The sequence below is a fragment of the Erwinia sp. L03-1 genome (assembly GCF_058686115.1).
In genome coordinates, this window is record NZ_CM178762.1 from 4,817,195 (window position 1) to 4,843,548 (window position 26,354).

The 26,354-nt window shown below is 56.0% G+C and carries 20 protein-coding genes; 19 read left to right on the forward strand and 1 reads right to left on the reverse strand.

The window, feature by feature from the left end:
- Positions 1–40: 40 nt before the first annotated feature.
- The 11 genes from atpG (at position 41) to glmS (ending at position 11,741) form a co-directional block, all read left to right on the forward strand.
- Complete coding sequence (gene atpG, locus AC4PCC_RS22080) at positions 41–910, forward strand: F0F1 ATP synthase subunit gamma (RefSeq protein WP_067700618.1); 870 nt, start codon at positions 41–43, stop codon at positions 908–910.
- Between the two features lie 63 nt (positions 911–973).
- Complete coding sequence (gene atpD / locus AC4PCC_RS22085) at positions 974–2,356, forward strand: F0F1 ATP synthase subunit beta (RefSeq protein WP_067700615.1); 1,383 nt, start codon at positions 974–976, stop codon at positions 2,354–2,356.
- Between the two features lie 27 nt (positions 2,357–2,383).
- Complete coding sequence (locus tag AC4PCC_RS22090) at positions 2,384–2,803, forward strand: F0F1 ATP synthase subunit epsilon (protein ID WP_067700613.1); 420 nt, start codon at positions 2,384–2,386, stop codon at positions 2,801–2,803.
- A 262-nt stretch (positions 2,804–3,065) separates the two neighbouring features.
- The gene (locus AC4PCC_RS22095; RefSeq protein WP_492125950.1) at positions 3,066–3,611 is read left to right on the forward strand and encodes a DUF3304 domain-containing protein; all 546 of its coding nucleotides are present in this window, start codon (positions 3,066–3,068) and stop codon (positions 3,609–3,611) included.
- 222 nt (positions 3,612–3,833) lie between these two features.
- On the forward strand, positions 3,834–4,379 hold the full coding sequence (locus tag AC4PCC_RS22100; protein WP_492125951.1) for a DUF3304 domain-containing protein: 546 nt from the start codon (positions 3,834–3,836) through the stop codon (positions 4,377–4,379).
- Positions 4,380–4,601: 222 nt separating this feature from the next.
- Entirely contained in the window at positions 4,602–5,147 is a 546-nt protein-coding gene (locus AC4PCC_RS22105) for a DUF3304 domain-containing protein (protein WP_492125952.1), read from the forward strand.
- Positions 5,148–5,369: 222 nt separating this feature from the next.
- Entirely contained in the window at positions 5,370–5,915 is a 546-nt protein-coding gene (locus AC4PCC_RS22110) for a DUF3304 domain-containing protein (RefSeq protein WP_492125953.1), read from the forward strand.
- Between the two features lie 2 nt (positions 5,916–5,917).
- Entirely contained in the window at positions 5,918–7,714 is a 1,797-nt protein-coding gene (locus AC4PCC_RS22115) for a T6SS phospholipase effector Tle1-like catalytic domain-containing protein (protein WP_492125954.1), read from the forward strand.
- Positions 7,715–7,898: 184 nt separating this feature from the next.
- On the forward strand, positions 7,899–8,141 hold the full coding sequence (locus AC4PCC_RS22120) for a type II toxin-antitoxin system ParD family antitoxin (protein ID WP_492125955.1): 243 nt from the start codon (positions 7,899–7,901) through the stop codon (positions 8,139–8,141).
- 216 nt (positions 8,142–8,357) lie between these two features.
- On the forward strand, positions 8,358–9,728 hold the full coding sequence (glmU, locus tag AC4PCC_RS22125; RefSeq protein WP_492125956.1) for a bifunctional UDP-N-acetylglucosamine diphosphorylase/glucosamine-1-phosphate N-acetyltransferase GlmU: 1,371 nt from the start codon (positions 8,358–8,360) through the stop codon (positions 9,726–9,728).
- Between the two features lie 180 nt (positions 9,729–9,908).
- Positions 9,909–11,741: a glutamine--fructose-6-phosphate transaminase (isomerizing) gene (gene glmS / locus AC4PCC_RS22130; protein ID WP_492125957.1), complete on the forward strand. Its 1,833-nt coding sequence runs from the start codon at positions 9,909–9,911 to the stop codon at positions 11,739–11,741.
- 187 nt (positions 11,742–11,928) lie between these two features.
- Here the strand turns inward: glmS and AC4PCC_RS22135 are convergent, their stop codons facing one another.
- Positions 11,929–13,410: an HrpF/NolX family T3SS translocon protein gene (locus tag AC4PCC_RS22135; protein WP_492125958.1), complete on the reverse strand. Its 1,482-nt coding sequence runs from the start codon at positions 13,408–13,410 to the stop codon at positions 11,929–11,931.
- Positions 13,411–14,039: 629 nt separating this feature from the next.
- On the opposite strand from AC4PCC_RS22135, the gene AC4PCC_RS22140 reads away from it, so the two are divergent.
- From AC4PCC_RS22140 to pstA, 8 genes are all read left to right on the forward strand, one after another.
- A complete protein-coding gene (locus AC4PCC_RS22140; RefSeq protein ID WP_492127596.1) occupies positions 14,040–15,593 on the forward strand; it encodes a pyridoxal phosphate-dependent decarboxylase family protein in 1,554 nt (517 codons plus the stop codon).
- A gap of 10 nt (positions 15,594–15,603) precedes the next feature.
- A complete protein-coding gene (locus AC4PCC_RS22145) occupies positions 15,604–16,896 on the forward strand; it encodes a lysine N(6)-hydroxylase/L-ornithine N(5)-oxygenase family protein (RefSeq protein WP_492125959.1) in 1,293 nt (430 codons plus the stop codon).
- A 1-nt stretch (position 16,897) separates the two neighbouring features.
- A complete protein-coding gene (locus AC4PCC_RS22150) occupies positions 16,898–19,252 on the forward strand; it encodes a GNAT family N-acetyltransferase (RefSeq protein ID WP_492125960.1) in 2,355 nt (784 codons plus the stop codon).
- A gap of 168 nt (positions 19,253–19,420) precedes the next feature.
- Entirely contained in the window at positions 19,421–20,656 is a 1,236-nt protein-coding gene (locus tag AC4PCC_RS22155; RefSeq protein ID WP_492125961.1) for an MFS transporter, read from the forward strand.
- Positions 20,657–20,978: 322 nt separating this feature from the next.
- Positions 20,979–23,096, forward strand: a complete 2,118-nt coding sequence (locus tag AC4PCC_RS22160; protein WP_492125962.1) for a TonB-dependent siderophore receptor — start codon at positions 20,979–20,981, stop codon at positions 23,094–23,096.
- A gap of 273 nt (positions 23,097–23,369) precedes the next feature.
- Positions 23,370–24,410, forward strand: a complete 1,041-nt coding sequence (gene pstS, locus AC4PCC_RS22165) for a phosphate ABC transporter substrate-binding protein PstS (RefSeq protein WP_492125963.1) — start codon at positions 23,370–23,372, stop codon at positions 24,408–24,410.
- A 75-nt stretch (positions 24,411–24,485) separates the two neighbouring features.
- The gene (pstC, locus tag AC4PCC_RS22170; RefSeq protein WP_492125964.1) at positions 24,486–25,448 is read left to right on the forward strand and encodes a phosphate ABC transporter permease PstC; all 963 of its coding nucleotides are present in this window, start codon (positions 24,486–24,488) and stop codon (positions 25,446–25,448) included.
- On the forward strand, positions 25,445–26,332 hold the full coding sequence (gene pstA, locus AC4PCC_RS22175; protein ID WP_067700574.1) for a phosphate ABC transporter permease PstA: 888 nt from the start codon (positions 25,445–25,447) through the stop codon (positions 26,330–26,332). The genes pstC and pstA overlap by 4 nt, the downstream gene beginning before the upstream one ends.
- Positions 26,333–26,354: the final 22 nt, after the last annotated feature.

Sequence of the window (26,354 nt, forward strand, 5' to 3'; positions counted from 1 at the left end):
TTCCTTAACGGACAAGCCGCAAGGCTTTGAGGAGAAGCTTATGGCCGGCGCAAAAGAGATACGTAGTAAGATCGGAAGCGTGCAGAACACGCAGAAGATCACCAAAGCGATGGAAATGGTCGCCGCCTCCAAAATGCGTAAATCGCAGGAACGTATGGCGGCCAGCCGTCCTTATGCAGAAACCATGCGCAAAGTGATTGGTCACATTGCGTTAGGTAATCTGGAATACAAGCACCCATACCTGGATGAGCGTGACGTTAAGCGCGTCGGCTATCTGGTCGTGTCTACCGACCGCGGGCTTTGTGGTGGTTTGAACATTAACCTGTTCAAAAGATTACTGGCTGATATGAAAGCCTGGTCCGATAAAGGCGTTGAGAGCGATCTGGCGATTATCGGTTCTAAAGGTTTGTCATTCTTCAGATCTGCGGGTGGCAACGTGGTTGCTCAGGTCACCGGCATGGGCGATAAACCTTCCCTTTCTGACCTGATTGGCCCAGTGAAAGTGATGCTGCAAGCCTATGATGAAGGTCGTCTGGACAAGTTGTTCATCGTCAGCAACAAATTTATCAACACCATGTCCCAGTCTCCACAAATCGTTCAGCTGCTGCCGTTACCGCCAGCAGACAATAGCGAAGGCGTGGTGAAGAAAAGTACCTGGGATTATCTGTACGAGCCGGATCCGAAAGCGCTGCTGGACACATTACTGCGCCGCTACGTCGAGTCTCAGGTTTACCAGGGTGTTGTAGAGAACCTGGCCAGTGAACAGGCCGCACGTATGGTGGCAATGAAAGCGGCCACCGACAACGGCGGAAACCTGATTAAAGAGCTGCAGTTGGTATACAACAAGGCTCGTCAGGCCAGCATCACCCAGGAACTTACCGAGATTGTCGGTGGGGCCTCCGCGGTTTAACCAGGTATACCCTGCAGCGGTATCAGGCTGCGGGGTATAAACGAATTAGGTAGAGGATTCAAGATGGCTACTGGAAAGATTGTCCAGGTTATCGGCGCCGTGGTGGACGTCGAGTTCCCTCAGGACGCAGTACCACAGGTGTACAGCGCGCTTGAGGTGCAAAATGGTGATGCTCGTCTGGTGCTGGAAGTTCAGCAGCAGCTGGGTGGTGGCGTGGTTCGTACTATCGCCATGGGTACTTCAGACGGCCTGAAGCGCGGTCTGGAAGTGGCAGACCTCCAGCACCCTATTCAGGTGCCGGTAGGCGTTGCAACGCTTGGCCGTATCATGAACGTGCTGGGTGAGCCAATCGATATGAAAGGCGACATCGGCGAAGAAGAGCGTTGGTCAATTCACCGCGAAGCACCTTCATACGAAGACCAGTCCAACTCGCAGGAGCTGCTGGAAACCGGTATCAAGGTTATCGACCTGATGTGTCCGTTCGCTAAGGGCGGTAAAGTCGGTCTGTTCGGTGGTGCGGGTGTGGGTAAAACCGTAAACATGATGGAGCTTATCCGTAACATTGCGGCTGAGCACTCAGGTTTCTCCGTCTTTGCCGGCGTGGGCGAGCGTACTCGTGAGGGTAACGACTTCTACCACGAAATGACCGATTCAAACGTTATCGACAAAGTGTCCCTGGTCTATGGCCAGATGAACGAGCCACCAGGAAACCGCCTGCGCGTTGCGCTGACCGGCCTGACCATGGCTGAGAAGTTCCGTGACGAAGGTCGTGACGTTCTGCTGTTCATTGATAACATCTACCGTTACACCCTGGCCGGTACTGAAGTATCAGCACTGCTGGGTCGTATGCCTTCAGCGGTAGGCTACCAGCCAACGCTGGCGGAAGAGATGGGTGTTCTGCAGGAGCGCATCACCTCAACCAAAACCGGTTCAATCACCTCCGTGCAGGCCGTATACGTCCCCGCGGATGACCTGACTGACCCATCGCCAGCCACCACCTTTGCTCACTTAGATGCAACCGTGGTACTGAGCCGTCAGATCGCGTCACTGGGTATCTACCCGGCGGTTGACCCACTGGATTCTACCAGCCGTCAGCTGGATCCGCTGGTTGTGGGTCAGGAACACTATGATACCGCGCGTGGCGTTCAGTCTCTGCTGCAGCGTTATCAGGAACTGAAAGACATCATCGCCATCCTCGGGATGGACGAGCTGTCAGAAGAAGACAAGCTGGTGGTTGCACGCTCTCGTAAAATGCAGCGCTTCCTGTCTCAGCCGTTCTTCGTGGCAGAAGTCTTCACCGGTTCTCCAGGCAAGTATGTGTCGCTGAAAGATACCATCCGTGGCTTTAAAGGCATCATGGAAGGTGAATTCGACCATATGCCAGAGCAGGCTTTCTACATGGTAGGTTCCATCGAAGAAGCCGTGGAAAAAGCGAAGAAACTGTAATAACGGTTTCGCGGGAGGTTATTGACTATGGCTATGACTTATCACCTGGACGTTGTCAGTGCAGAGCAGCAGATGTTCACCGGCACTGTGCAGAAGATTCAGGTGTCAGGTAGCGAAGGTGAACTGGGGATCTTCCCTGGTCACGCCCCGCTGCTGACCGCCATTAAACCTGGTATGATTCGCATCGTGAAGGAGAAGGGCGACGAAGAGTATATTTATCTCTCCGGCGGCCTGCTTGAAGTTCAGCCTGGCGCGGTCACCGTGCTGGCTGATACGGCGATTCGCGGTACCGATCTCGATGAAGCCCGCGCGCTTGAAGCGAAACGCAAAGCCGAAGAGCATATGAACAGCTCTCACGGTGATGTGGACTTTGCTACCGCGTCGGCTGAACTGGCTAAAGCGATCGCCAAACTGCGCGTGATCGAGTTAACCAAAAAAGCGATGTAATATCAGTGGGTGAAAAAGGCCGGCGAGATTAACCTCTCACCGGCCTTTTTTTTGCCTAAAGTTTCCATTTCAATCTTCTTTGCATAGTCATGCACCCCCTTAAAAACCTATCAGCGCGTTTCTGACGGGTTTTGGGCTAGCGGCTTATGGCGTAAAATCGCCCTGAGTGCGTTTTACGGGTGTTATGTTCAATGCCATTTTTATTATGTGGTTATTCCTGCGCTGTTATAATGCCGGTCTGAATGGATAACAGGCGGTAATTATGGGATTTTTTGACAGGCTCGAGCAGGTTGATGGGGCAGTCACCCGGTTTTATGCCCGGCGTAAAGTGTGGGTCTGGGGCGTGCTGTCGCTGCCGGTGGTGTTTCTGCTCGGATGGATAGTGTGGGTGATGTTCTGGGCCCCCCCGATGGGCGGCGTGACGCTGATTATTCACACGCGGATTGATCGGCCCATTCTGGGCTTCAGCGTAAACGGCATGGCAGGGGGGAATGCAGGAGCTTTTGACCCCAATAATAAGTATGCCGGCGAGAATGGTAAAACAACCTGTTGCGGCAGTGTCCGTGGAAAAACAGCTGAAGTGATCTGGACGCTCAGCGTCACAGGGCCACAGTACGAGGCGGGGATGCGGCCTGAGCAGCGGCGGCTGGTGATGCCATTACCTGAGCGTAAGCGGGGTGAAAACGACCTGCACGTTTACTTTTTACCGGGAGATAAGGTGCTGCTGGGATGGAGTGATAACGCGTTCTCGCCCTACGACCCGCGTAGCCCGAACTATACCCCCTCGGAGCTTCTTAAAGGAGAATAGCTATGGAAATGGATTTGGATGCGATTATCGCAGCCGCGCACCGGGCGCAGCAATCCTGTGACTACCGACAGCCTGATTTGCATTACTTTAAATAAAGTACGGGTTATGTGACAGCCCCGCCGTTACTGGTCGCGGAAAAATTTAGGTTTCCGGCGTGTAACCCCTGTGTGGTTATTTCTGCGCCGTTATAATGCAGGTCTGAATGGATAACAGGCGGTAATCATGGGATTTTTTGACAGGCTTGAGCAGGTTGATGGGGCAGTCACCCGGTTTTATACCCGGCGTAAAGTGTGGATCTGGGGCGTGCTGTCGCTGCCGGTGGTGTTTCTGCTCGGGTGGATAGTGTGGGTGATGTTCTGGGCTCCCCCGATGGGCGGCGTGACGCTGATTATTCACACGCGGATTGATCGGCCTATTCTGGGCTTCAGCGTGAACGGCATGGCAGGGGGGAACGCAGGAGCTTTTGACCCCAATAATAAGTATGCGGGGGAAAACGGGGCAACAACCTGCTGCGGGAGTGTCCGTGGAAAAACCGCCGAGGTGATTTGGACGCTGGATGTCACCGGGCCACAGTACGATGCAGGGATGCGGCCTGAGCAGCGGCGGCTGGTGATGCCATTACCTGAGCGTAAGCGGGGTGAAAACGACCTGCACGTTTACTTTTTACCGGGAGATAAGGTGCTGCTGGGATGGAGTGATAACGCGTTCTCGCCCTACGACCCGCGTAGCCCGAACTATACCCCCTCGGAGCTTCTTAAAGGAGAATAGCTATGGAAATGGATTTGGATGCGATTATCGCAGCCGCGCACCGGGCGCAGCAATCCTGTGACTACCGACAGCCTGATTTGCATTACTTTAAATAAAGTACGGGTTATGTGACAGCCCCGCCGTTACTGGTCGCGGAAAAATTTAGGTTTCCGGCGTGTAACCCCTGTGTGGTTATTTCTGCGCCGTTATAATGCCGGTCTGAATGGATAACAGGCGGTAATTATGGGATTTTTTGACAGGCTTGAGCAGGTTGATGGGGCAGTCACCCGGTTTTATACCCGGCGTAAAGTGTGGATCTGGGGCGTGCTGTCGCTGCCGGTGGTGTTTCTGCTCGGGTGGATAGTGTGGGTGATGTTCTGGGCTCCCCCGATGGGCGGCGTGACGCTGATTATTCACACGCGGATTGATCGGCCTATTCTGGGCTTCAGCGTGAACGGCATGGCAGGGGGGAACGCAGGAGCTTTTGACCCCAATAATAAGTATGCGGGGGAAAACGGGGCAACAACCTGCTGCGGGAGTGTCCGTGGAAAAACAGCTGAAGTGATCTGGACGCTCAGCGTCACAGGGCCACAGTACGATGCAGGGATGCGGCCTGAGCAGCGGCGGCTGGTGATGCCATTACCTGAGCGTCAGCGGGGTGAAAACGACCTGCACGTTTACTTTTTACCGGGAGATAAGGTGCTGCTGGGGTGGAGTGATAACGCGTTCTCGCCCTACGATCCGCGTAGCCCGAACTATACCCCCTCGGAGCTTCTTAAAGGAAAATAGCTATGGAAATGGATTTGGATGCGATTATCGCGGCCGCGCACCGGGCGCAGCAATCCTGTGACTACCGACAGCCTGATTTGCATTACTTTAAATAAAGTACGGGTTATGTGACAGCCCCGCCGTTACTGGTCGCGGAAAAATTTAGGTTTCCGGCGTGTAACCCCTGTGTGGTTATTTCTGCGCCGTTATAATGCAGGTCTGAATGGATAACAGGCGGTAATCATGGGATTTTTTGACAGGCTTGAGCAGGTTGATGGGGCAGTCATCCGGTTTTATGCCCGGCGTAAAGTGTGGATCTGGGGCGTGCTGTCGCTGCCGGTGGTGTTTCTGCTCGGATGGATAGTGTGGGTGATGTTCTGGGCCCCCCCGATGGGCGGCGTGACGCTGATTATTCACAGTAAAATCGATAGGCCTATTCTGGGCTTCAGCGTAAACGGCATGGCAGGGGGGAACGCAGGAGCTTTTGACCCCAATAATAAGTATGCCGGCGAGAATGGGGCTGCAACCTGCTGCGGCAGTATCCGCGGAAAGACTGCCGAGGTGATCTGGACCGTTACTTATACCAGGGCGCAGTATAACGGCGGATTACGGCAAGAGGTCCATAAGGTCATTATGCCGCTGCCGGCGCGTCAGCGGGGTGAAAACGACCTGCACGTTTACTTTTTACCGGGAGATAAGGTGCTGCTGGGATGGAGTGATAACGCGTTCTCGCCCTACGACCCGCGTAGCCCGAACTATACCCCCTCGGAGCTTCTTAAAGGAGAATAGCTATGGAAATGGATTTGGATGCGATTATCGCGGCCGCGCACCGGGCGCAGCAATCCTGTGACTACCGGCTCGGTAACTGCTCACGAATACTGCATATCGGATTTTTCTTTGACGGCGTGGGACGCAATATCGAGCAGGATGCGTCGGCGAACCGGCTGAGCAATGTTGCCCGGCTGTTCAGAGCATATCCGACACCGGACAAAGACACGTCGACTACATCCCATCAAAAATACTACATATCCGGTCTGGGCACACCCTTTCTCGAAAGAGAGAGGGAAGCACTTCAGCAGGTGATGGACGGGACCGGCAGGTCGGTACTGGAGAGTGAGAAAGCTCAGCCCGCCGATGCACTGAAAGATATCGTCAAGGCAAAACTGGGCGGCGCCAGCAATCATGACGTCCGCGATGAGATGAAAAAGAAACTGCTGACGCCCAAGGGCCAGCTAAAGATGCTGAGGGATGCCACCCTGAAAGGGGTGATCCGGGCGGGTATCGAAGCCACGCCGTGGTTACGCGACAGTGAGGTGATGGCCTACAGCATGGTGACCGGCGCAGATACGCGTCTTAACAGCGCGAAAGCGCGTTTTGAGCGATCCTTTGAGGAGGCGGTAAAAGGCGGTGATGTTCCTGTCCGACTGATTTCCGTGTCGGTGTTTGGGTTTGACATGGGGGGCACGCTGGCGCGGGAATTTATCGATATGTTGTTGGGTGAAACATGCGACAGGAATACGGGGGATAAACCCGCCTTTCGCGGCGTTCCGGTGGATATCGTGTTTGCCGGGCTGTTTGACTGCTCGCGGGATACGCCGATGAGCAGTGATAACGGGCTGGACTATGCGAGCAGTGTCCTGGAATGGGTGCCGGAAAAACGCGCTGAAATGGCGGGGCAGATCATTTCGCTGTTCGGACGGAAGTTTCTCGACCATCAGTCACCGTTACCGGCGGCCGTCAAAAAATCGCTGCATCTGGTGGCGGCCCATGAGCGGCGGCGCTGGCGGTGCGTGTACCGCACCGGGCGGGACGGTGTTGAACATCAGGAATTGCTGATGCCGGGGTGCAGTGAGGATATCGGGGGCGGACTGAAACCGGATGTACAAAAGCCGAGCGCGGAGCTGTGCCGGGTGTCGCTGCGGAAAATGTACACTGAGGCCATGAAGGCCACCGTACCGTTTCCTGACCTGAAAACCTTAGATGATTCTGACCCGGTGGTCGCTGCCTATTTTAGCATGCAAGACAGCGTGGAAAGTCAGTCGGCTGAGCAGTGGGTGAAATCGTACCAGAGCGCGGTTAATGCCACTGAGCTGAGTTACCGGGCGATGAACCGGCATCTTGACGGTTATTTTGAGTGGCTGGGACGACAGTTTTACGAATACAAGAGCGAGCTGCGGCGGCTGGAGACTATTCAGTCGGGCATTCGGTTGTCTCCCGGTGCATTGATGGGTTTTGCGGGCATGACCCCGCAGGCCAGGCAGGCGTCGGATGAGGTCGCTGAAGAAATCCATATCCTGAAAAAACACTGGGGCTGGCTGTCTGATGTTGCGAATGCGGCCCATATTTTGCTGACTCAGGAGTACCACTATCCCCCTCAGCTTTATCTGGACAATATCCTTATGCCCGCCCGTGTTCGTGCTGAATATTTTCTGGAATGCGGTGTTGCTGGACACGATGGAAAAACTCCGCCGATCAAATGGTGCGTGGACGCATCGGTGCTTTATGCGTGGTTTGTGCATGATGTGCAGCGTGCTGAAGGCATCAATGACGGGTATTTTTCCGTGCGCTGGACAGAGCCACGGGGATAACAGAACTGACGACCATTTAAAGGATCTGCTTGAGATCCTTTTTTTCGCCCTTACCTACTTTATCGCTAAAAGTAAGCTAAAAACCCGGTCTGGCAGAAAGGGGCAAAAATCCGTTAGGGTGTATTCGTTGAAACCATGAGCGGGTATTCCTGTCATTGCGTTAATAGTTCACACAGGACTCGTTATGGGCAGAACAACAAGCGTTACGATTGGTGGCCAACTCGATTCGTTTATCAGTCGATTAATAGACAGTGGCCGTTACGGCTCTGCGAGTGAAGTTATGCGCTCTGCTCTGCGATTGCTGGAGCAACAGGAAACAAACGATGAAGTTGTTCGCCAGGCTGTTATTGCCGGGCTGGAAAGCGGTGAAAGCTCACTATCACTACGGGATATTGCAGCACAAAGAAAGCTGAGACATCGTGTATAAACTCACCACTGAGCGGATTCACGTTTACATCCGGGATTAAAACGCCTTCTTTTCATTGATGCACCTGTGTGTTCTGAGGTGAGCATATCGCCTCTGTTCAGTTGGCCAAATCAGTAAACCCCTACAGATACGTCTAATTTCGGACCGAGAAAAATGTAGTAAACTCACGGCTAAAGCGCTTTACTTCAGTTCATTAACGGAACGATCGGAATTTCTATGTCTAACAGTTCAATGAGCGTGGTGATCCTTGCCGCTGGCAAAGGTACTCGCATGTATTCAGACCTGCCCAAGGTATTGCACCCGCTGGCTGGAAAACCCATGGTGCAGCACGTTATTGATGCCGCCAACCAGCTTGGCGCCGCCCATATTCACCTGGTATATGGTCACGGCGGTGAGCGCTTACAGTCCACGCTGACCGACCCCGCGCTGAACTGGGTATTGCAGGCGGAGCAGCTCGGAACCGGCCATGCGATGCAGCAGGCCGCGCTGCACTTTACCGATGATGAAGATATTTTGATGCTCTACGGCGACGTGCCGCTGATCTCGGTCGGCACCCTGCAACGCCTGCAGGCCGCGAAGCCTGAGGGGGGAATTGCCCTGCTGACGGTAGTGCTGGATAACCCAGCGGGCTATGGGCGCATCATTCGTGAAGAGGGCTCGGTGGTAGGTATCGTCGAGCAGAAAGATGCCTCAGCGCAGCAGCTGGCCATTAATGAAATCAATACCGGCATCCTGCTGGCGAACGGTGCCGACCTGAAGCGCTGGCTAGGCAAGCTGACCAATAATAACGCCCAGGGTGAATACTACATTACCGATATCATCGCCCTCGCCCACCGTGAAGGACGCACGATAGCGGCGGTGCATCCTTCACGGGCTACCGAAACCGAAGGCGTTAACAACCGTTTGCAGCTGGCAACCCTGGAGCGGGTCTGGCAGGCCGAACAGGCTGAGAAGCTGCTTCTGGCAGGGGTAATGCTCACGGATCCGTCACGCTTCGATCTGAGAGGCGAACTCATCCACGGCCGCGACGTGCTCATTGATACCAACGTGATTATTGAAGGTAAAGTCACCCTGGGAAACCGCGTGAAAATCGGCAGTGGCTGTATACTGAAAAACTGCACCCTTCATGACGACTGCGAAATCAGCCCCTACAGCGTGATTGAAGAAGCGGAGCTGTCCGCCGCCTGCACCGTTGGACCTTTCGCCCGTCTGCGGCCCGGCAGCCAGCTGGCGGAGGGAGCGCACGTAGGCAATTTCGTGGAAATGAAAAAGGCCTCGCTGGGTAAAGGTTCGAAGGCCGGACACCTCAGCTATCTGGGGGATGCGAAAATTGGCGCGAACGTCAATATTGGGGCCGGCACCATCACCTGTAACTACGATGGCGTCAATAAATCGCTGACGGTGATTGGCGATAACGTCTTCATTGGATCGGATACCCAGCTGGTGGCACCGGTATCGGTTGCCGATGGCGCGACCATTGCCGCAGGTACCACGGTGATGAAGGATGTCATCGCAGAAGGGCTGGTGTATAACCGTAAAGATCAGAACCTGAAAACAGACTGGCAGCGGCCAGTGAAGAAAAAATAGCACCGTATTCGGGCCAGCGTTGCCCACTTTTTTTGCCGGGCGGAAAATACCGCCCGCAGTCAGGCAGTAATAAAAATAATCCCCACTCTCTACAAGGCTCGGGGAACCGGAAATTCCGGACTTATCAGGTCAGAAGACAAAGTTAATGGCCAGAACGGCCATAACGACAGGAATAACATTATGTGTGGAATTGTAGGTGCAGTTGCCCAGCGTGATATCGCTGAAATCCTGCTTGAAGGGCTGCGTCGCCTTGAGTATCGGGGCTATGACTCTGCGGGTGTGGCCGTGGTCACCGCAGAAGGTCAGGTCACGCGTCTGCGTCGGCTGGGTAAGGTGCAGAAGCTGGTGGAAGCCGCTGAAACCATCCCTCTGGTCGGCGGGACCGGGATTGCCCATACCCGTTGGGCAACGCACGGCGAGCCATCTGAAGCCAATGCGCATCCCCATATCTCTGAGCACATCATCATCGTCCACAACGGCATTATCGAAAACCATGAGCCACTGCGCGAGCTGCTGATCGAAAGGGGCTACCGCTTTGCCTCTGAAACCGATACGGAAGTGGTGGCGCATCTGGTTCACTGGGAGCAGAAGCAGCAGGGCGGTTCGCTGCGCGATGTGGTGCTGCGGGTGATCCCTCAGCTGCGCGGCGCATACGGCATGGTCATTATGGACAGTCGCGATCCTTCGGTACTGGTCGCTGCCCGCTCCGGTAGCCCGCTGGTTATTGGCCGCGGCGTGGGTGAGAATTTTATCGCCTCCGACCAGCTGGCGCTGCTGCCGGTGACCCGCCGCTTTGTCTACCTGGAAGAGGGGGATATCGCCGAAATCACCCGACGTGACTTCACCATCGTTAACCGCGAAGGGGAAGAGGTTCAGCGCGCTGAAATTGAATCGAATGTGCAGTACGATGCGGGCGATAAGGGCCTGTATCGCCACTATATGCAGAAAGAGATTTACGAACAGCCGATGGCGATTAAAAACACCCTGAGCGGGCGTTTCAGCCAGGGTGAAGTGGATCTCGCCGAACTGGGGCCGAAGGCGAACGACCTGCTGAGTCAGGTTGAGCATATCCAGATTGTCGCCTGCGGGACCTCCTATAATTCGGGAATGGTTTCCCGCTACTGGTTTGAAGCGCTGGCTAATCTGCCCTGTGACGTCGAGATTGCGTCGGAGTTCCGCTACCGCAAATCTGCCGTGCGTAAAAACAGCCTGATGATTACCCTTTCCCAGTCGGGTGAAACGGCGGATACGCTGGCCGCGCTGCGCCTGTCAAAGGAGCTGGGCTACCTGGGTTCGCTGGCCATCTGCAACGTGGCGGGTTCTTCGCTGGTGCGTGAATCCGATCTGGCGCTGATGACTAAAGCGGGAACGGAAATTGGCGTGGCCTCCACCAAGGCTTTTACCACCCAGCTGACCGTACTCCTGATGCTGGTGGCGAAAATAGGCCGCCTGAAAGGCGTGGATGCGCAGATTGAGCACGATATTGTGCACGGTTTGCAGGCGCTGCCGAGCCGCATTGAGCAGATGCTGTCGCAGGATAAGCTGATTGAAGCGCTGGCGGAGGAGTTCTCCGACAAGCATCATGCCCTCTTCCTGGGCCGTGGCGATCAGTACCCGATTGCGATGGAGGGGGCGCTCAAGTTAAAAGAGATCTCCTATATTCACGCCGAAGCCTATGCCGCCGGGGAATTAAAGCATGGCCCGCTGGCCCTGATCGATGCCGATATCCCGGTCATTGTGGTTGCGCCCAATAATGAGCTGCTGGAAAAGCTGAAGTCAAATATCGAGGAAGTGCGCGCGCGCGGCGGCCTGCTGTACGTCTTTGCCGACCGGGATGCGGGCTTCAGCAACAGCGAAGGAATGCGAATTATCCCTCTGCCGCATGTGGAAGAGATTATTGCACCGATCTTCTACACCGTTCCGCTACAGCTGCTCGCCTATCACGTGGCGCTGATCAAAGGCACCGATGTCGATCAGCCGCGTAATCTGGCGAAGTCCGTTACGGTGGAGTAAGCCCTAAACGCCGTGTCATTTCCGGCTATCGTGCTCAGGCAGCGCGTTAGCCGGGGTTAAAGGGTATAAAACCGGCCATGCAGCAAAAGCATGGCCGGTTTTTTTTGGGTATCAGACGCGGTGTTTCAGGCCGCCTGGCCGATCGGCCTGGGCCATATGCCAGCGCCCATGCCGGGCGAAAAAATTGTCAGCTCTGCGCCCAAACCCGCGGGGAATTGAGTTCAGATGCGTCGCCCGACCCATTCTGCCCGTCATGCAAGGCATTTTTAACGCCCTCCTTAGCCGCATCCTTAGCGCCCTCTTTCACCCCCGCTTTTACGCCTTCTTTAATGGCTGCCGTTGCGGCAGCGCGTCCCGCCGTTGCGGCCAGGCCCGCAGCACCCACGCCGGGGATCAATATCGTCAGACCGCTCACGACATAGCTCAGCGCTTCGAGCAGTTTCTTAAAGCCGCCCCCTTTCTTTTTCTTCTCATCGGGCTGGGTCTCCTGCCCTTCGGCCATCTCCTGCTGCGCAGAGAGATCGGCCGGGTTCAGTGAGGGCCTTGAGAGCTTATCCGGTGTGGCAATGGCGCTGTTCCCTTTACGAATAAAGGCATCCACATCGCCCTTGCTGATATTTTTATCGTTCGCTTCATTAAAGAAATTACCGCCCGCGCCGTGCTTGCCGTTATCCAGCATGGAAAACAGCATGGAGTTAGGCTGGCTGAGCAGATTTGCCGCATCGCGCACCTCCTGGCTGTTGCTGGAGTCGTTGGCAATATCCACCAGCTTGTCTTTCTTAATTCCGCCGCCCTTAAAGAAAATGTCTTCGTTATTTTTAACCGTTTCCAGTGCGTTATGCTCCTGAGGAGAGAGCGCGACATTGTAAGACGCAAGGTCACATAAACGGTCCCGTGAGACGCTGGCGGAAGGGTCATCCTTCCTGGTTAGCTGCTGCCATTGATCGGGATGATCGGTAAAGAACTTCGCGGCGGCGGCGACCTGAGGCGGACATTTGCCCATATCCTGCGATCCATCGGCAATTTTTTGCAGCGTTTCCTGATTGATGTTCCTCGGCAGGCTTTCTGAATAGAGATAGAGCTCACGCATCGCATCATTTGCGCTCATCTCACGCGAGGCGGAACCCGGCTCGGCATCAGAGGGAACATAGTTGTGTGTGTAGTCTTTAGCTTTGGCATCGGCATAGCGTCTTATCTGCGGATTTTGCTGCACCGTTTGAATGTCTTTCGCGCTAATTTTACCGTCGGATTTTCCATTTTTAGCCTGATCGAGCGCCGCATACATCTCCGGATTATCCAGTATCGTATTCAGTGCCTGTTTCGCATCGGAGGGGGTTTGCGGGTCGTCGCGCAGTTTTTCCAGCCCCTCACGGTCGAGCGGTTTTTTGAGCAAATCTTCGTGGCGGCCAAGCGTGGTCGTCGCCTGCGCAAAGGACATCTGCCCATCCTGGCTGCTAAACAGTGGATTTTCTTCAGCACTGCTGTCGGATGTGGATGAAGCTGACGCGCCACCGCCAGACAGGCTGCCCGTTATTAACGACATTATCTGTTGTAGCAGGGAATCGATGGATGGATTGCTCTGCGACGGAAGCGCCGTTCCTGCTTCGCTGTCCGTTTTGTCGCCCGTCGCGAGTGAGGACCCATCGCCGCTTAACGGTAGACGTGACACAACGGAAAAGCCGTTTCCAGCCAGCCGGGTTGATGCGCCTTGTAACGGGGTACTCACTCCCTCATTACCAGGATTCCTGTTGTGCGGCGTCGTCAGATTTTGTGATGAAAAACCAGAAAGGCGCATAACTCATTCCTTAGTTGGACAAAGTATGAGCACTAAGTGGGCGACAAAAGGCAAAGGTTCCATCGGGTGGTATTTATCCCCTCCCTTATCGCTTCCCAGACAGCGCTCCCCCTTATGTCCCGCGTCCGCATATTGCCGCTTTTCCCGAATGGATTTTGTTTCATACCAAAACCCTAAACGGCAGTCCGTTTTTGTGATTCAAATCACATTTATATCATTAACAACACTTATAACAAATTTGTCTCATTAATGTTGTTGAATGATAATGATTATTATTTATAATACTATTCTCAATAACAAATAGCAGGATGGCGTGCTAAAGCCACACAAAGTGTCGTTTTTTTATCTTTAACAGGTAGAAAAACTATCGTGCTGGATTGTAGCGCTTCGGCCTTCCTGTCAGGTACTGACAAATCAACACTCGCGACTCGTCGCCAGGCGTATAGCGCTGCCATGTTCAGATGGCGGCAGGGCCTTTTATGTCTTCAATAAGGGAACAGGGTATGGTCTTACGTTCGCAAACTCAGGCAGTGCCTCGCCTGCACCTGCCTCATAGCGCTACCGATCCTCAGGATTATATTTTTAATGACCAGCAGCTGTCGGCCTGGGCGCAGCAGACGCAGGACGTGCTGGCGCTGATGACCCGCACGCTGAAAGGCGTTGAAAAACCGTTCAGCGGTATTCTGCCTCACGAGCTTGCTGCGGAATTTAGCGATGTCGATCTCGACCGGCCGCTGGGCAGCAACGATGCGGCGCTGGAGGAGCTTAAACGCCTCTACCTGCGCGATGCCGTCTGGTTCCACCATCCCAAATACGTGGCGCACCTCAACTGCCCGGTGGTGCTGCCGTCACTGCTGGCCGAGCAAATTATGGCGGCGGTAAACAGCTCCGTGGATACCTGGGATCAGAGCGCAGGCGGCACGCTGATTGAGCAGAAGGTCATTGACTGGACGCTGGGCCGAATTGGCCTGCCGTCCACCGCGGACGGGATCTTCACCAGCGGCGGCACCCAGTCCAATCTGATGGCGATGCTGCTGGCGCGAGACAGCTGGTGTGCGGCACATCATCCCGGCCACCTGATTAAGCATCAGGGATTGCCGCCGGATGCGGTTAAGTGGCGCGTTTTCACCTCAAAACTGAGCCATTTCAGCATTCAGAAATCGATGGCGATTCTGGGGCTGGGTTACGATGCCGTTATTGCGGTGGATCATGATGAACATTACCGCATGGATGCCGTTCAGCTGGAGCAGGAAATTCAGCGCTGCCAGCAGGCGGGCCTGATCCCTGTCGCCATCGTGGCCACCAGCGGCACCACCGATTTTGGCAGCATCGACCCGCTTGACGATATCGCCACCCTCTGTGAGCACTACGGTCTGTGGATGCACGTTGATGCAGCGTACGGCTGCGGCCTGCTGGCGTCGGAAAATCACCGCCAGCGCCTCTCCGGCATTGAAAAAGCCCATTCCGTGACCGTGGATTACCACAAGTCGTTCTTCCAGACCGTCAGCTGCGGCGCGTTCTTTGTGCGTGATAAGCAGCACCTGAGTCACGTTACGCACCATGCGGATTACCTCAACCCGCTTAGCGCGCAGCAGGAAGGCACACCCAACCTGGTCAATAAAAGTATCCAGACCACCCGCCGTTTTGACGCACTAAAAATGTGGCTGACGCTGCGCATTATGGGGCCATCGGCGCTGGGTGAGGCTTTTGATCGCATTCTGACCCTGACGCAACAAGCGCATCAGCTGCTGAGCGCCCATCCCTGCGTGGAGGTTCTTCATGCGCCAGAACTGACTACCCAGGTTTTTCGCTACGTACCCCGTCCCGGCATGGGCGACGCACAGCTTGATGAGATCAATGCCAGCATCCGTAAGGCGCTGTTCCGCTCCGGCAATGCGGTGATCGCCGGCACCCGGGTTGAGGGTCGTCAGTATCTGAAAATTACGCTTTTAAATCCCACCACCACGGCGGCTGACATTGAAGATGTCATTGCGCTGATTGTGCATTATGGCCGTGAGCGGGCGCGGGACGCTGCGCTGAATGCGGCTAACCAGTGAGAACTCCGTTATGAATAACACTCTCTATGATTTTATCGGCATTGGTATTGGTCCCTTTAACCTTGGTCTGGCCTGTCTGAGCGAGCCGGTTGAGGGGCTGAGCGGCGTCTTCCTCGATCAGAATCCCGGCTTTGACTGGCACACCGGTATGATGCTGGAGAGTGCCCATTTGCAGACGCCGTTTATGGCCGATCTGGTGACGCTCGCCGATCCCACCAGTCCTTACAGCCTGCTTAACTACATGAAGCAGAAAGGGAAATTATACTCCTTTTACATTCGTGAAGACTTTTTCCTGATGCGTAAAGAGTACAATCAGTACTGTCAGTGGGCCTGCTCTCAGCTGAGTAACCTGCGCTGGAATACGCGTGTGGATTACGTGAGCTACGATGATGCACGGCAATGCTATCGCGTGCGTACCCTTGATACGGTTAGCGGTAAACAGCAGGAATGGCTGGCGCGTCACCTGATACTGGGCACCGGCCCCAGCGCGTGGATGCCGGAGTGTAGCCGCCCGCACCGCGACCGCTTCACTCACTCAAGCGACTACCTCAGAAATAAAGAACAGCTCCAGAAAAAGCGTTCGATCACCGTATTGGGCAGCGGGCAGAGCGCGGCTGAAATCTATTACGATCTGCTAACGGAAATCGACCGCTTTGGCTATCAGCTGAACTGGATTACCCGTGCGCCACGCTTCTATCCGCTGGAATACACCAAACTGACGCTGGAAATGACCTCGCCGGAGTGGATTGACTACTTCCACAGCCTGTCACCAGCAAAACGGGACGAGCTCAACGCGCGCCATAAAAACCTTTATAAAGGCATTAACAGCAGCCTGATCAACGACATCTACGACCTGATGTACGTTAAACAGCTTGATGGCAGGCTGGACGTTAATCTCTTTACCCATTCCGAGCTAACCGATATGCGCTGGCTGCCGGAGGGCGAATTCGAGCTTTCGCTGCATCAGCAGGAGCAGGATTGCGCCTTTACCCGCCGTAGCGAAGGGGTCGTCATGGCCACGGGCTACCAGTATCGCCCGCCGATGTTTATTGAGGGGATAGCCCAGCGCCTGCGCTGGGATGAGAAAGGCCGCTACGACGTCCAGCGTAATTACAGCATCGATAACCATAATCAGGTCTTCGTGCAGAACGCCGAGCTGCATACGCACGGCTTTGTCACCCCGGATTTGGGGATGGCCTGCTACCGTAATTCCGTCTTACTGCGCGAGCTGACCGGGCGGGAAATCTATCCCATCGAACGGCAGATTGCTTTTCAGACCTTCCCGGCACAATCGGAACGTTGATATGTCTCAGAGCCCACTTTTCAGTACCGCCCGTCCGGCGGGTCATTTTACGCTCCGGCCGCTGCGCGCCGAAGATGCTTCACGCATTCACGACTGGGTCACCCGCGACTATGCCCGCTTTTGGGGGATGCAACACGACAGCCTTGAACAGGTCGCGGCCTTTTATCAGCGGCTGACGGCTACCCATCCGCACGCCGCGCTCATTGGCTGCTGCGATGAGGAGCCGGTGTTCCTGATGGAGTTTTACCGTGCCAGCGAGGACGAGGTCGGCAAGTTCTACTCTGCACAGCCCGATGATTACGGGATGCATATCCTGATTGCGCCCGCCAGCAGGCCGGTTAAGCAGTTCAGCTGGCAGGTTTTCACCGTGGTGATGGACTACATGTTCAGCCAGCCCGGGGTAGGCCGCGTGGTCGTCGAGCCGGACGTACGCAATAACAAAATTCATCCACTCAACAAGCGCGCGGGTTTTCGCTACCAGCACACCATTGATATGGGCCACAAAACCGCCTGGCTGGCCTTCTGCCAGCGTGAAGATTATCAACATGCCTTAATGAGGGAATCGCTGAATATGAATACCATCACGCCGTTACTGACCGGAACCCATCTGTCAGGTGACAACTGGGCGCAGGCTAACCGTCTGCTTATCCGCAAAGCGATTGCCGAATTTGCCCATGAAAAAATCGTGACGCCAGTCGAAGCCAGCGAGGGGCGTTACGTGCTCGCCGTGCCGGGTGGCGAAGCGCAATACCTGTTCAAAGCACACCGCCTGGCGCTGGATCACTGGGAAATTGAGGCGGATTCGCTGATCAAACAGGAGAACGGCCATCCTCTGACGCTGGATGCCCTGCAGTTCATTGTCGAATTCAATGAGCAGATAAACATTCCGCAGGCGCTACTGGCGACCTACATGGAAGAGATCAGCAGCACGCTGTGCAGCAGCGTCTACAAGTTGCAGAAGAACAACCCGGACAGCCAGGCGCTGGTCAAAGCGGATTTTCAGGCCGTTGAGGCCGCCATGACCGAAGGCCATCCCTGTTTTGTTGCTAACAATGGTCGCATTGGCTTTGATGCTCGCGACTACCTGGCGTTCGCGCCGGAAGCCGCCACGCCAGTTAACCTCGTCTGGGTTGCCGTGCATCTGCGCAACGCGCACTTTTCCAGCATCAGCACGCTGGAATACGAGCAGCTCATGCGCGACGAGCTGGGGGAGTCAACCCTGGACCATTTCAACGCGCTGCTGACGGAGAAAGCGCTGCCGGTCGATGACTATATTTTTATGCCGGTTCACCCCTGGCAGTGGCAGAACAAACTGCTGACCGTCTTTGCTGCGGATATTGCCAGTCATGATATTGTTTACCTCGGCACCGGCGATGACCAGTACCAGGCTCAGCAATCCATTCGCACCTTCTTTAACCGCAGTCAGCCCACTAAACGCTATGTGAAAACCGCGTTATCGGTGCTCAATATGGGCTTTATGCGCGGCCTGTCGCCTTACTATATGGCTACCACGCCGGCGATCAATGAATGGCTGGAAGCACTGGTGGCGAAGGATGCGTGGCTACAGCGCTGTGACTTCCGCATACTGCGCGAGGTCGCGGCCGTGGGTTACCACAATCGCTACTACGAAAGCGCCATTAAGGGTGACTCGGCCTATAAGAAAATGTTCGCAGCCCTGTGGCGGGACAACCCGGTCGCCGATCTGCAACCGGGCCAGCGGCTGATGACCATGGCCTCCTTCCTGCACGTTGATCAACACCAGCAGCCGCTGCTGCCCGCGCTGATCGCCGATTCCGGTCTGTCAGCAGAACGCTGGGTGGCGCGCTATCTGACCTGCTACCTCAGCCCGCTGCTGCACTGCTTCTATCAGTATGATCTGGTCTTTATGCCTCACGGGGAAAACCTGATCCTGCTGCTGGAAAATAACGTCCCCGTTAGCGCCTATATGAAGGATATCGGTGAAGAGATCGCCGTCATGAACCCGGATGCGGTACTGCCTGAGAAGGTCCAGCGCCTGGCGGTGGACGTGCCGGAAAACCTCAAGCTGCTGTCGATATTTACTGACGTTTTCGACTGCATTTTCCGCTTTATCAGCGCCGTCCTGCACCAGTCCGGCACGCTGTCGGAAGAGAAGTTCTGGCAGGCCGTTGCCGACTGCGTGAAAGAGTATCAGCAGGCGCATCCGCAGTTTGCCAGTAAGTTTGCCCGTTATGACCTGTTCGCCCCGGCCTTCACCCGCTCCTGCCTGAACCGCCTGCAGCTGGCGAACAATCAGCAGATGATTAACCTGACCGACCCGGCGGAAAACCTGAAGTTTGCCGGGACGCTGGATAACCCGATTGCCCGCTGGCGCTAACCTGCCGTTCAAAAGCGTGCACGGCGTAGCCGGGCAGGCAATAACGTGGCGGGGTATTACGCCCCGCTGTGCAGATATTTTCCTCTGCCCGCTAAAAAAGTGGTGTATGTTGGCGCGGTCGCTTCGGCGGCCGCGTTTTTATCATTCTGTTTTGGGGAAGGAACCGCAATGTCTCTTTTTACACCCGTGTCGCGCCTGACCCGCCGACATTTGATTTTTCCACTGTCGCTGGTGCTGTTCGAGTTTGCCACCTATATCGCGCACGACATGATCCAGCCTGGTATGCTGCTGGTCACCAGCGAGTTTCACGTCGGGCCGGAATGGGTCTCCGCTTCGCTGACGGCCTACCTGATTGGCGGTATTGTTCTCCAGTGGCTGCTCGGGCCGCTTTCTGACAGGTTGGGCCGCCGTCCGGTGCTGCTCTCCGGGGTCGCCTTTTTCATGCTCACCTGCATGGCAACCCACTGGGTACAAAGCATCGAGCAGTTTGTTCTGCTGCGCTTTCTGCAGGGGATAAGCCTCTGTTTTATCGGGGCGGTGGGCTACGCCACCATTCAGGAGGCATTCGACGAATCGCTCAGCGTGAAGATCATGGCGCTGATGGCCAACGTGGCGCTGCTGGCACCCCTGGCAGGCCCGCTGGCCGGGGCGGCGTTTCTCTCGTTCAGCGACTGGCGCACCATGTTCTGGCTATTCGGCGGCGTGACCGCCGTGGCGCTGATAGGTCTGTGGCGAACCATGCCTGAAACGTCGGGCGACAGAAATACCTCGCTGTCGGTCAAATCGCTCGCAGCAGGTTATTACGCGCTGCTGAAGAACCGCCAGGTGATGGGCGGTTCGCTGGCGATTGGCCTGGTGACCATTCCCTGCCTCGCCTGGGTCGCGCTGTCGCCGGTTATCCTGATGCATGACGAAGGGCTAAGCCGGATGGATTACGCGCTGCTCCAGCTGCCGGTCTTCGTGGCGATGATCGCCGGTAACCTGACGCTGGGTCGCCTCGCCAGCCGCCTCCCCATTGAGCAGCCGCTGCGGCTGGGGGCCTGGCCGATCCTTGCTGGCCTGGCAATCGCGGCCATCAGCACCGCCATCAATACGCACAGCTATTTGTGGCTGACCGCCGGACTGAGCCTCTACGGCTTTGGCACCGGGCTGGTTAATGCCGGGCTTTACCGGCTGACGCTGTTTTCCAGCAGCGCCGGAAAAGGCAGCGTGGCGGCGATGTTAGGGATGGCGAGCATCGTGGTCTTTGCGCTGGGGATTGAGGCTGCTAAAGCGGCTTACTTCAGCGGAGGCAGCGCGTGGTTCAGCCTGTTTAATCTGGTCTGCGGCCTGCTCTGGCTCTGGCTGGTACGGGCATTTCTGCGCGAGCGCCAGCGCCGCAGCCTGGCTATGCCGGTGACGTAACAATTTTGCCCATGCTGAAAAGCTGGCCCTGGACGCAGGGATCATCCGTGCGGGCGATGATTACCGCGCCTTTCATACGGCGGCGTCGGCGGTGGAATGGTGCCTGACACCGAGATGAGGTTATATCTGTAAAAGGGAAAGCATTTATATCCCTACACTTTCAATGAGAAAAGATAAGAAAAATCAACGCTTGAAAAGCTGAATAGGAAAGATAATAATTCTCATTGAGATTACACATATTCTTACATCTCTATAACGCGCGTCTTTCTACTTCACTCCTGCGAGACGGGAGCGATAAGCCTACTTATTTAAGGGATTGATAATGAGAATGCCTTTTATCCTGAAGCGTTCCGTTCTGCTCTGTTCTGTCGCACTTTGCACACCCGCTCTCACCTGGGCCGCCGATACCCTGGTCGTTACCGCAGAGCCTGTAGAAACGGCTACTTCTCCGACCGAAGGCTATACGGCGAAAACCAGCAGCGGCGCCACCAAAACCGATCGCCCACTGATAACTACCGGCCAGTCTGTGTCCGTGGTGACCCGCCAGCAGATGGAAGATCAGGGCGCGATGGACGTCAACCAGGCGCTGAACTATACCGCCGGGGCCTTCACCAACTTCGCAGGGGCGGCCACGCGCTACGATACGGTTTCGCTGCGCGGCTTCCACGGCGGCGACGTGGACAACATCTTCCTGGATGGCCTGCGCCTGATGAGCGATCCCGGCAGCTACAACGTGCTACAGGTCGATCCCTGGTTCCTTGAGCGTATCGACGTCATCAAAGGTCCTTCCTCCGCACTCTACGGTCAGACCGTGCCGGGCGGGCTGGTGATGGAAACCTCTAAGCGCCCGCAGTTCTCCCCGCAGGGCCATTTCCGCCTGTTCACCGGCACCAACAGCACTAACGGCGCGGCCTTTGATTACACCGACGCGATTAACGATCAGTGGGCGTTTCGCCTGACGGGTATCACCCGCAACAGCGATACCCAGTATGACCATACCCGCGAAGAGAAATATGCTATCTCCCCGTCTCTGCTGTGGCAGCCGGATGAAGATACCTCACTGCTGCTGCGCGCCTATCTGCAAAAAGACCCCTCCGGCGGCTATCACAGCGCGGTGCCGGGTGACGGCAGCATCACCGAACATAATGGCCGTAAGCTGAGTACCGGCTTCTATGACGGCGACAGTTCGCTGGATCAGTTCAAGCGCAATGAGCAAATCTACAGCGCCGAATTCGCGCATCGCTTTAACGATACCTGGGCATTCCGCTCGAATGCCAGCTACTCGCACTCAAACGTCGATCTCGATCAGGTGTATCAGATTGGCTGGGACACCGCCAATCCTGACCTGCTGAATCGCTACTACTCCGGCTCCCGTTCCTCGCTGGACGCCTTTGCCATCGACAACCAGCTGGAAGCAGATTTTGCCACCGGCGAGGTTGACCACAAGGTGGTGCTGGGCGCTGAATATCATCAGTATAAAAATGATCTGAGCGACGCCAGCGGCTATGCCAGCCAGCTGAATGCCGTTACCGGTCAGGCTGTGGGCCTTAACCCGGACTACACCTTCAGCAAGTCGCAGCGCCGCTACTACCAGACCGGGGTCTATCTGCAGGATGAGATGGTGTGGGATAAGTGGCATCTGGACCTGTCCGGCCGCTACGATCGCATCGTCTCGCAGACGGAAAACTATGCTTACGACAGCAAATACCGTCGTCAGGATGACCATATTGGCGGTCGCGCGGCCCTGCTCTATGCCTTCGATAACGGCATTTCGCCTTACGCCAGCTACAGCCAGGCCATTACGCCGCAGTCCCTCTCTGGTCGGGACGGTAACCTGCTCAAGCCAACGACCTCTGAGCAGTATGAGGCCGGTGTGAAGTATCAGCCGGTGGGTACTTCCGATCTCTACTCCATCGCCGTTTATGATTTAACGCAGAAGGATGTCGGCAACCGCGTGGTGGTAGGCTCCTACTATGATCCGGCAGGAAAAGTGCATTCACAGGGGCTGGAGCTGGAAGCACACAACCAGCTCACGCCGCGCCTGAGCACCCTTGCCAGCTATACGGTGAACCACGTGCGCTATAAGGACTCGGTGGACGGCAACGACGGACATACCCCTTACGTGACGCCAAACTCCATGGCGTCGGCCTGGGCTAAATACCAGTTTGACTATGGACTGAGCGTCGGTGCGGGCGTGCGCTATATCGGCAAGCAGTGGGCGGATAACGAAAATACCACGCGGCTGCCCTCCGTCACGCTGTTTGACGCATCAGTGCGTGCCGATCTGGGCGCCTGGAACAGCAGCCTGAAAGGTGCCTTTGTGCAGGTTAATGCCAATAACCTGACCGATCGTGACTACGTCTCGGCCTGTTACGGTACCGGTTACTGCTACTGGGGCGCTGAGCGGACTATTATGGCGACCGTCGGCTACGACTTCTGATGCGACGTCGCTGTTCCAGATAGCGTGCCGGGGTATGTGCTGCGGTAATACGCGCAATAATTCAGCGTAACGCCTCAGTCGGCCCGAGAACTCAGCGTGGGATAACCCTGCGCTGAGTTTTTTTATGCCCGGCAGCCAGTCACTTTCCATGTCATAAAACTGTCATATTGCGTACATGTCACTGTCATCAAAATGTCCTATTTTCCCTCCAGCAGCAAAAAATACTGAGATTAAGACCGCGTGTAGTCTGACTTTTAATCCCCCGGAGGGAATATGACACTGGTACGCAAAACCCTGACGCAATTCGTCGCAGTAACCCTTTCACTCAGCACTCTTTCCGTCATGGCGGCCACCAATCTGACCGGCGCGGGCGGCACCTTCCCGGCACCGGTTTATAACAAATGGGCCGCAGAGTACAACACGGCGACGGGTGCGCAGGTTAACTATCAGGGCATCGGATCCTCCGGCGGTGTAAAGCAAATAATCGCGAAAACCGTCGACTTTGGCGCGTCTGATGCCCCAATGAAAGACGACGAACTGCAAAAAAATGGCCTGTTCCAGTTTCCGACCGTGATTGGCGGCGTGGTTTTGGCCGTTAATCTGCCTGGCGTGAAATCCGGCCAGCTGACGCTGGACGGGAAAACCGTCGGCGATATCTACCTGGGCAACGTTAAAAAGTGGAATGACCCGGCTATTAGCCGCCTGAACCCCGGCGTTAAGCTGCCCGACAGCAACATCAACGTGGTGCGCCGCGCCGACGGCTCCGGCACCTCGTTCGTCTTCACCAGCTACCTGGCAAAGGTGAACAGCGACTGGAACAGCAAAGTGGGCAAGGGGAATACCGTAAACTGGCCGGTTGGCCTGGGCGGTAAGGGTAACGACGGCGTTGCTGCCTTTGTTCAGCGGCTGCCAGGCTCAATTGGCTACGTCGAGTATGCCTATGCGAAACAAAACGGCCTGGCCTGGACCAAACTGCTGGATGCCGATGGCAAAGCGGTTGAACCCGGTGAGCAGAGCTTCAGCAATGCGGCGAAAGGCGCAGACTGGCAGCGCTCTTTTGCTCAGGATCTGACGTTTCAGAAGGGCGAAAATGCCTGGCCGATTACCTCCACCACCTTCATTTTGCTGCATCAAGTGCAGGATAGCGCCGACAAGGGCGCAGCCGTGCTGAAATTCTTCGACTGGGCCTACAAAAACGGCAGCAAAACCACCACCAGCCTCGACTATGCGCCGCTGCCGGATGCGGTGGTTAAGCAGATCCGCGCCGCATGGAAAACCGACGTTAAAGACAGCTCAGGCAAGGCCCTCTTTTAATCAAGGGGCTCGCTGACTGACCCCGGTATGGGGCGAGCCCTGGGCCGCCCCTACACTTCACTTACTGAGAACGCTATGGCTGCAACCACGCCGACATTCAGGCCTCCCGGCAGGCGGGGCGATATTATCTTCAGCGCGCTGGTTAAGCTGGCGGCGCTGATTGTACTGTTGCTGCTGGGCGGCATTATCGTCTCGCTTATTATCTCCTCCTGGCCGAGTATCCAGAAGTTTGGCTTCGCCTTTTTATGGACCAAAACCTGGGATGCGCCCAACGAACAGTTTGGTGCGCTGGTGCCGATTTATGGCACCGTCGTCACTTCACTTATTGCGCTGATCATTGCCGTACCGGTCAGCTTCGGTATCGCCCTGTTCCTGACCGAGCTGGCGCCTAACTGGCTGCGCCGTCCGCTCGGCGTGGCCATTGAACTGCTGGCCGCGATCCCGAGCATCGTCTATGGCATGTGGGGCCTGTTTATCTTTGCTCCGCTGTTTGCCACCTGGTTCCAGACGCCGCTCGGCGATCTGATGGCGAATATCCCCATCGTCGGCGCACTCTTCTCCGGTCCGGCCTTCGGCATCGGCATTCTGGCCGCCGGGATTATTCTCGCCATTATGATCATTCCCTATATCGCATCGGTCATGCGCGACGTCTTCGAACAGACGCCGGTGATGATGAAAGAGTCTGCCTACGGCATTGGCTGTACCACCTGGGAGGTTATCTGGCGCGTGGTGCTGCCGTTTACTAAAAACGGCGTGATCGGCGGGGTGATGCTTGGCCTCGGACGCGCGCTCGGTGAAACCATGGCGGTGACCTTTATCATTGGCAACACCTACCAGCTCGACAGTCCGTCGCTGTTTATGCCGGGCAACAGCATTACCTCGGCGCTGGCGAATGAGTTTGCCGAAGCCGAATCGGGCGTGCATACCGCCGCGCTGATGGAGCTGGGGCTGATCCTTTTCGTCATTACCTTTATCGTGCTGGCCTGCTCTAAGCTAATGATCCTGCGCCTGGCGAAAAGTGAAGGAGGGCGCTCATGACCGCGCTGGACATGCATACCCCTGACGGACTGGCGGCCTCGCGCCGCAAGATGCAGGCCTGGCGACGGCTGAAAAACCGCATCGCCCTGACGCTTTCGCTGATGACGATGGCATTTGGCCTGTTCTGGCTGGTGTGGATCCTGTTTGCTACCGTTACGCGCGGTATGGATGGCCTCACGCTGTCGCTATTTACCGAGAATACCCCACCGCCAAACACGACGGGTGGCGGCCTGGCGAACGCCATCGCTGGCAGCGGGCTGCTGATCCTCTGGTCAACGCTGGTGGGAACGCCGCTGGGGATCATGGCCGGCATTTACCTGGCGGAGTATGGCCGTAAATCCTGGCTGGCGGAGGTTATCCGCTTCATTAACGATATTCTGCTCTCCGCACCCTCTATTGTAGTGGGGCTGTTCGTCTACACGCTGGTGGTGGCGCGGATGCAGCACTTTTCCGGCCTGGCGGGCGTGGTGGCGCTGGCGCTGCTGCAGATCCCGATCGTCATCCGCACCACGGAAAATATGCTTCGGCTGGTGCCGGACAGCCTGCGCGAAGCGGCCTATGCGCTGGGCACGCCAAAATGGAAGATGATCTCGGCGATTACCCTCAAAGCCTCGGTTTCCGGCATTCTTACCGGCGTGCTGCTGGCGATAGCCCGTATCGCGGGAGAGACCGCGCCGCTGCTGTTTACCTCGCTCTCCAATCAGTTCTGGAGCACCGATATGATGCAGCCGCTGGCTAACCTGCCGGTGACGATCTTCAAATTTGCCATGAGTCCGTTCACGGAGTGGCAGAGCCTGGCCTGGGCGGGCGTACTGTTAATTACGCTCTGCGTCCTTCTGCTGAATATTCTGGCGCGTGTGGTCTTCGCCAGGGGCAAACATTAATTAAGCGTGCGGCTGCGGCGGC

What these genes read in the sequence shown, in the direction of transcription:
- atpG (WP_067700618.1), top strand. Translation starts at nt 41, where the DNA reads ATGGCCGGCGCAAAAGAGATACGTAGTAAGATCGGAAGCGTGCAGAAC.
- atpD (WP_067700615.1), top strand. Translation starts at nt 974, where the DNA reads ATGGCTACTGGAAAGATTGTCCAGGTTATCGGCGCCGTGGTGGACGTC.
- AC4PCC_RS22090 (WP_067700613.1), top strand. Translation starts at nt 2,384, where the DNA reads ATGGCTATGACTTATCACCTGGACGTTGTCAGTGCAGAGCAGCAGATG.
- AC4PCC_RS22095 (WP_492125950.1), top strand. Translation starts at nt 3,066, where the DNA reads ATGGGATTTTTTGACAGGCTCGAGCAGGTTGATGGGGCAGTCACCCGG.
- AC4PCC_RS22100 (WP_492125951.1), top strand. Translation starts at nt 3,834, where the DNA reads ATGGGATTTTTTGACAGGCTTGAGCAGGTTGATGGGGCAGTCACCCGG.
- AC4PCC_RS22105 (WP_492125952.1), top strand. Translation starts at nt 4,602, where the DNA reads ATGGGATTTTTTGACAGGCTTGAGCAGGTTGATGGGGCAGTCACCCGG.
- AC4PCC_RS22110 (WP_492125953.1), top strand. Translation starts at nt 5,370, where the DNA reads ATGGGATTTTTTGACAGGCTTGAGCAGGTTGATGGGGCAGTCATCCGG.
- AC4PCC_RS22115 (WP_492125954.1), top strand. Translation starts at nt 5,918, where the DNA reads ATGGAAATGGATTTGGATGCGATTATCGCGGCCGCGCACCGGGCGCAG.
- AC4PCC_RS22120 (WP_492125955.1), top strand. Translation starts at nt 7,899, where the DNA reads ATGGGCAGAACAACAAGCGTTACGATTGGTGGCCAACTCGATTCGTTT.
- glmU (WP_492125956.1), top strand. Translation starts at nt 8,358, where the DNA reads ATGTCTAACAGTTCAATGAGCGTGGTGATCCTTGCCGCTGGCAAAGGT.
- glmS (WP_492125957.1), top strand. Translation starts at nt 9,909, where the DNA reads ATGTGTGGAATTGTAGGTGCAGTTGCCCAGCGTGATATCGCTGAAATC.
- AC4PCC_RS22140 (WP_492127596.1), top strand. Translation starts at nt 14,040, where the DNA reads ATGGTCTTACGTTCGCAAACTCAGGCAGTGCCTCGCCTGCACCTGCCT.
- AC4PCC_RS22145 (WP_492125959.1), top strand. Translation starts at nt 15,604, where the DNA reads ATGAATAACACTCTCTATGATTTTATCGGCATTGGTATTGGTCCCTTT.
- AC4PCC_RS22150 (WP_492125960.1), top strand. Translation starts at nt 16,898, where the DNA reads ATGTCTCAGAGCCCACTTTTCAGTACCGCCCGTCCGGCGGGTCATTTT.
- AC4PCC_RS22155 (WP_492125961.1), top strand. Translation starts at nt 19,421, where the DNA reads ATGTCTCTTTTTACACCCGTGTCGCGCCTGACCCGCCGACATTTGATT.
- AC4PCC_RS22160 (WP_492125962.1), top strand. Translation starts at nt 20,979, where the DNA reads ATGAGAATGCCTTTTATCCTGAAGCGTTCCGTTCTGCTCTGTTCTGTC.
- pstS (WP_492125963.1), top strand. Translation starts at nt 23,370, where the DNA reads ATGACACTGGTACGCAAAACCCTGACGCAATTCGTCGCAGTAACCCTT.
- pstC (WP_492125964.1), top strand. Translation starts at nt 24,486, where the DNA reads ATGGCTGCAACCACGCCGACATTCAGGCCTCCCGGCAGGCGGGGCGAT.
- pstA (WP_067700574.1), top strand. Translation starts at nt 25,445, where the DNA reads ATGACCGCGCTGGACATGCATACCCCTGACGGACTGGCGGCCTCGCGC.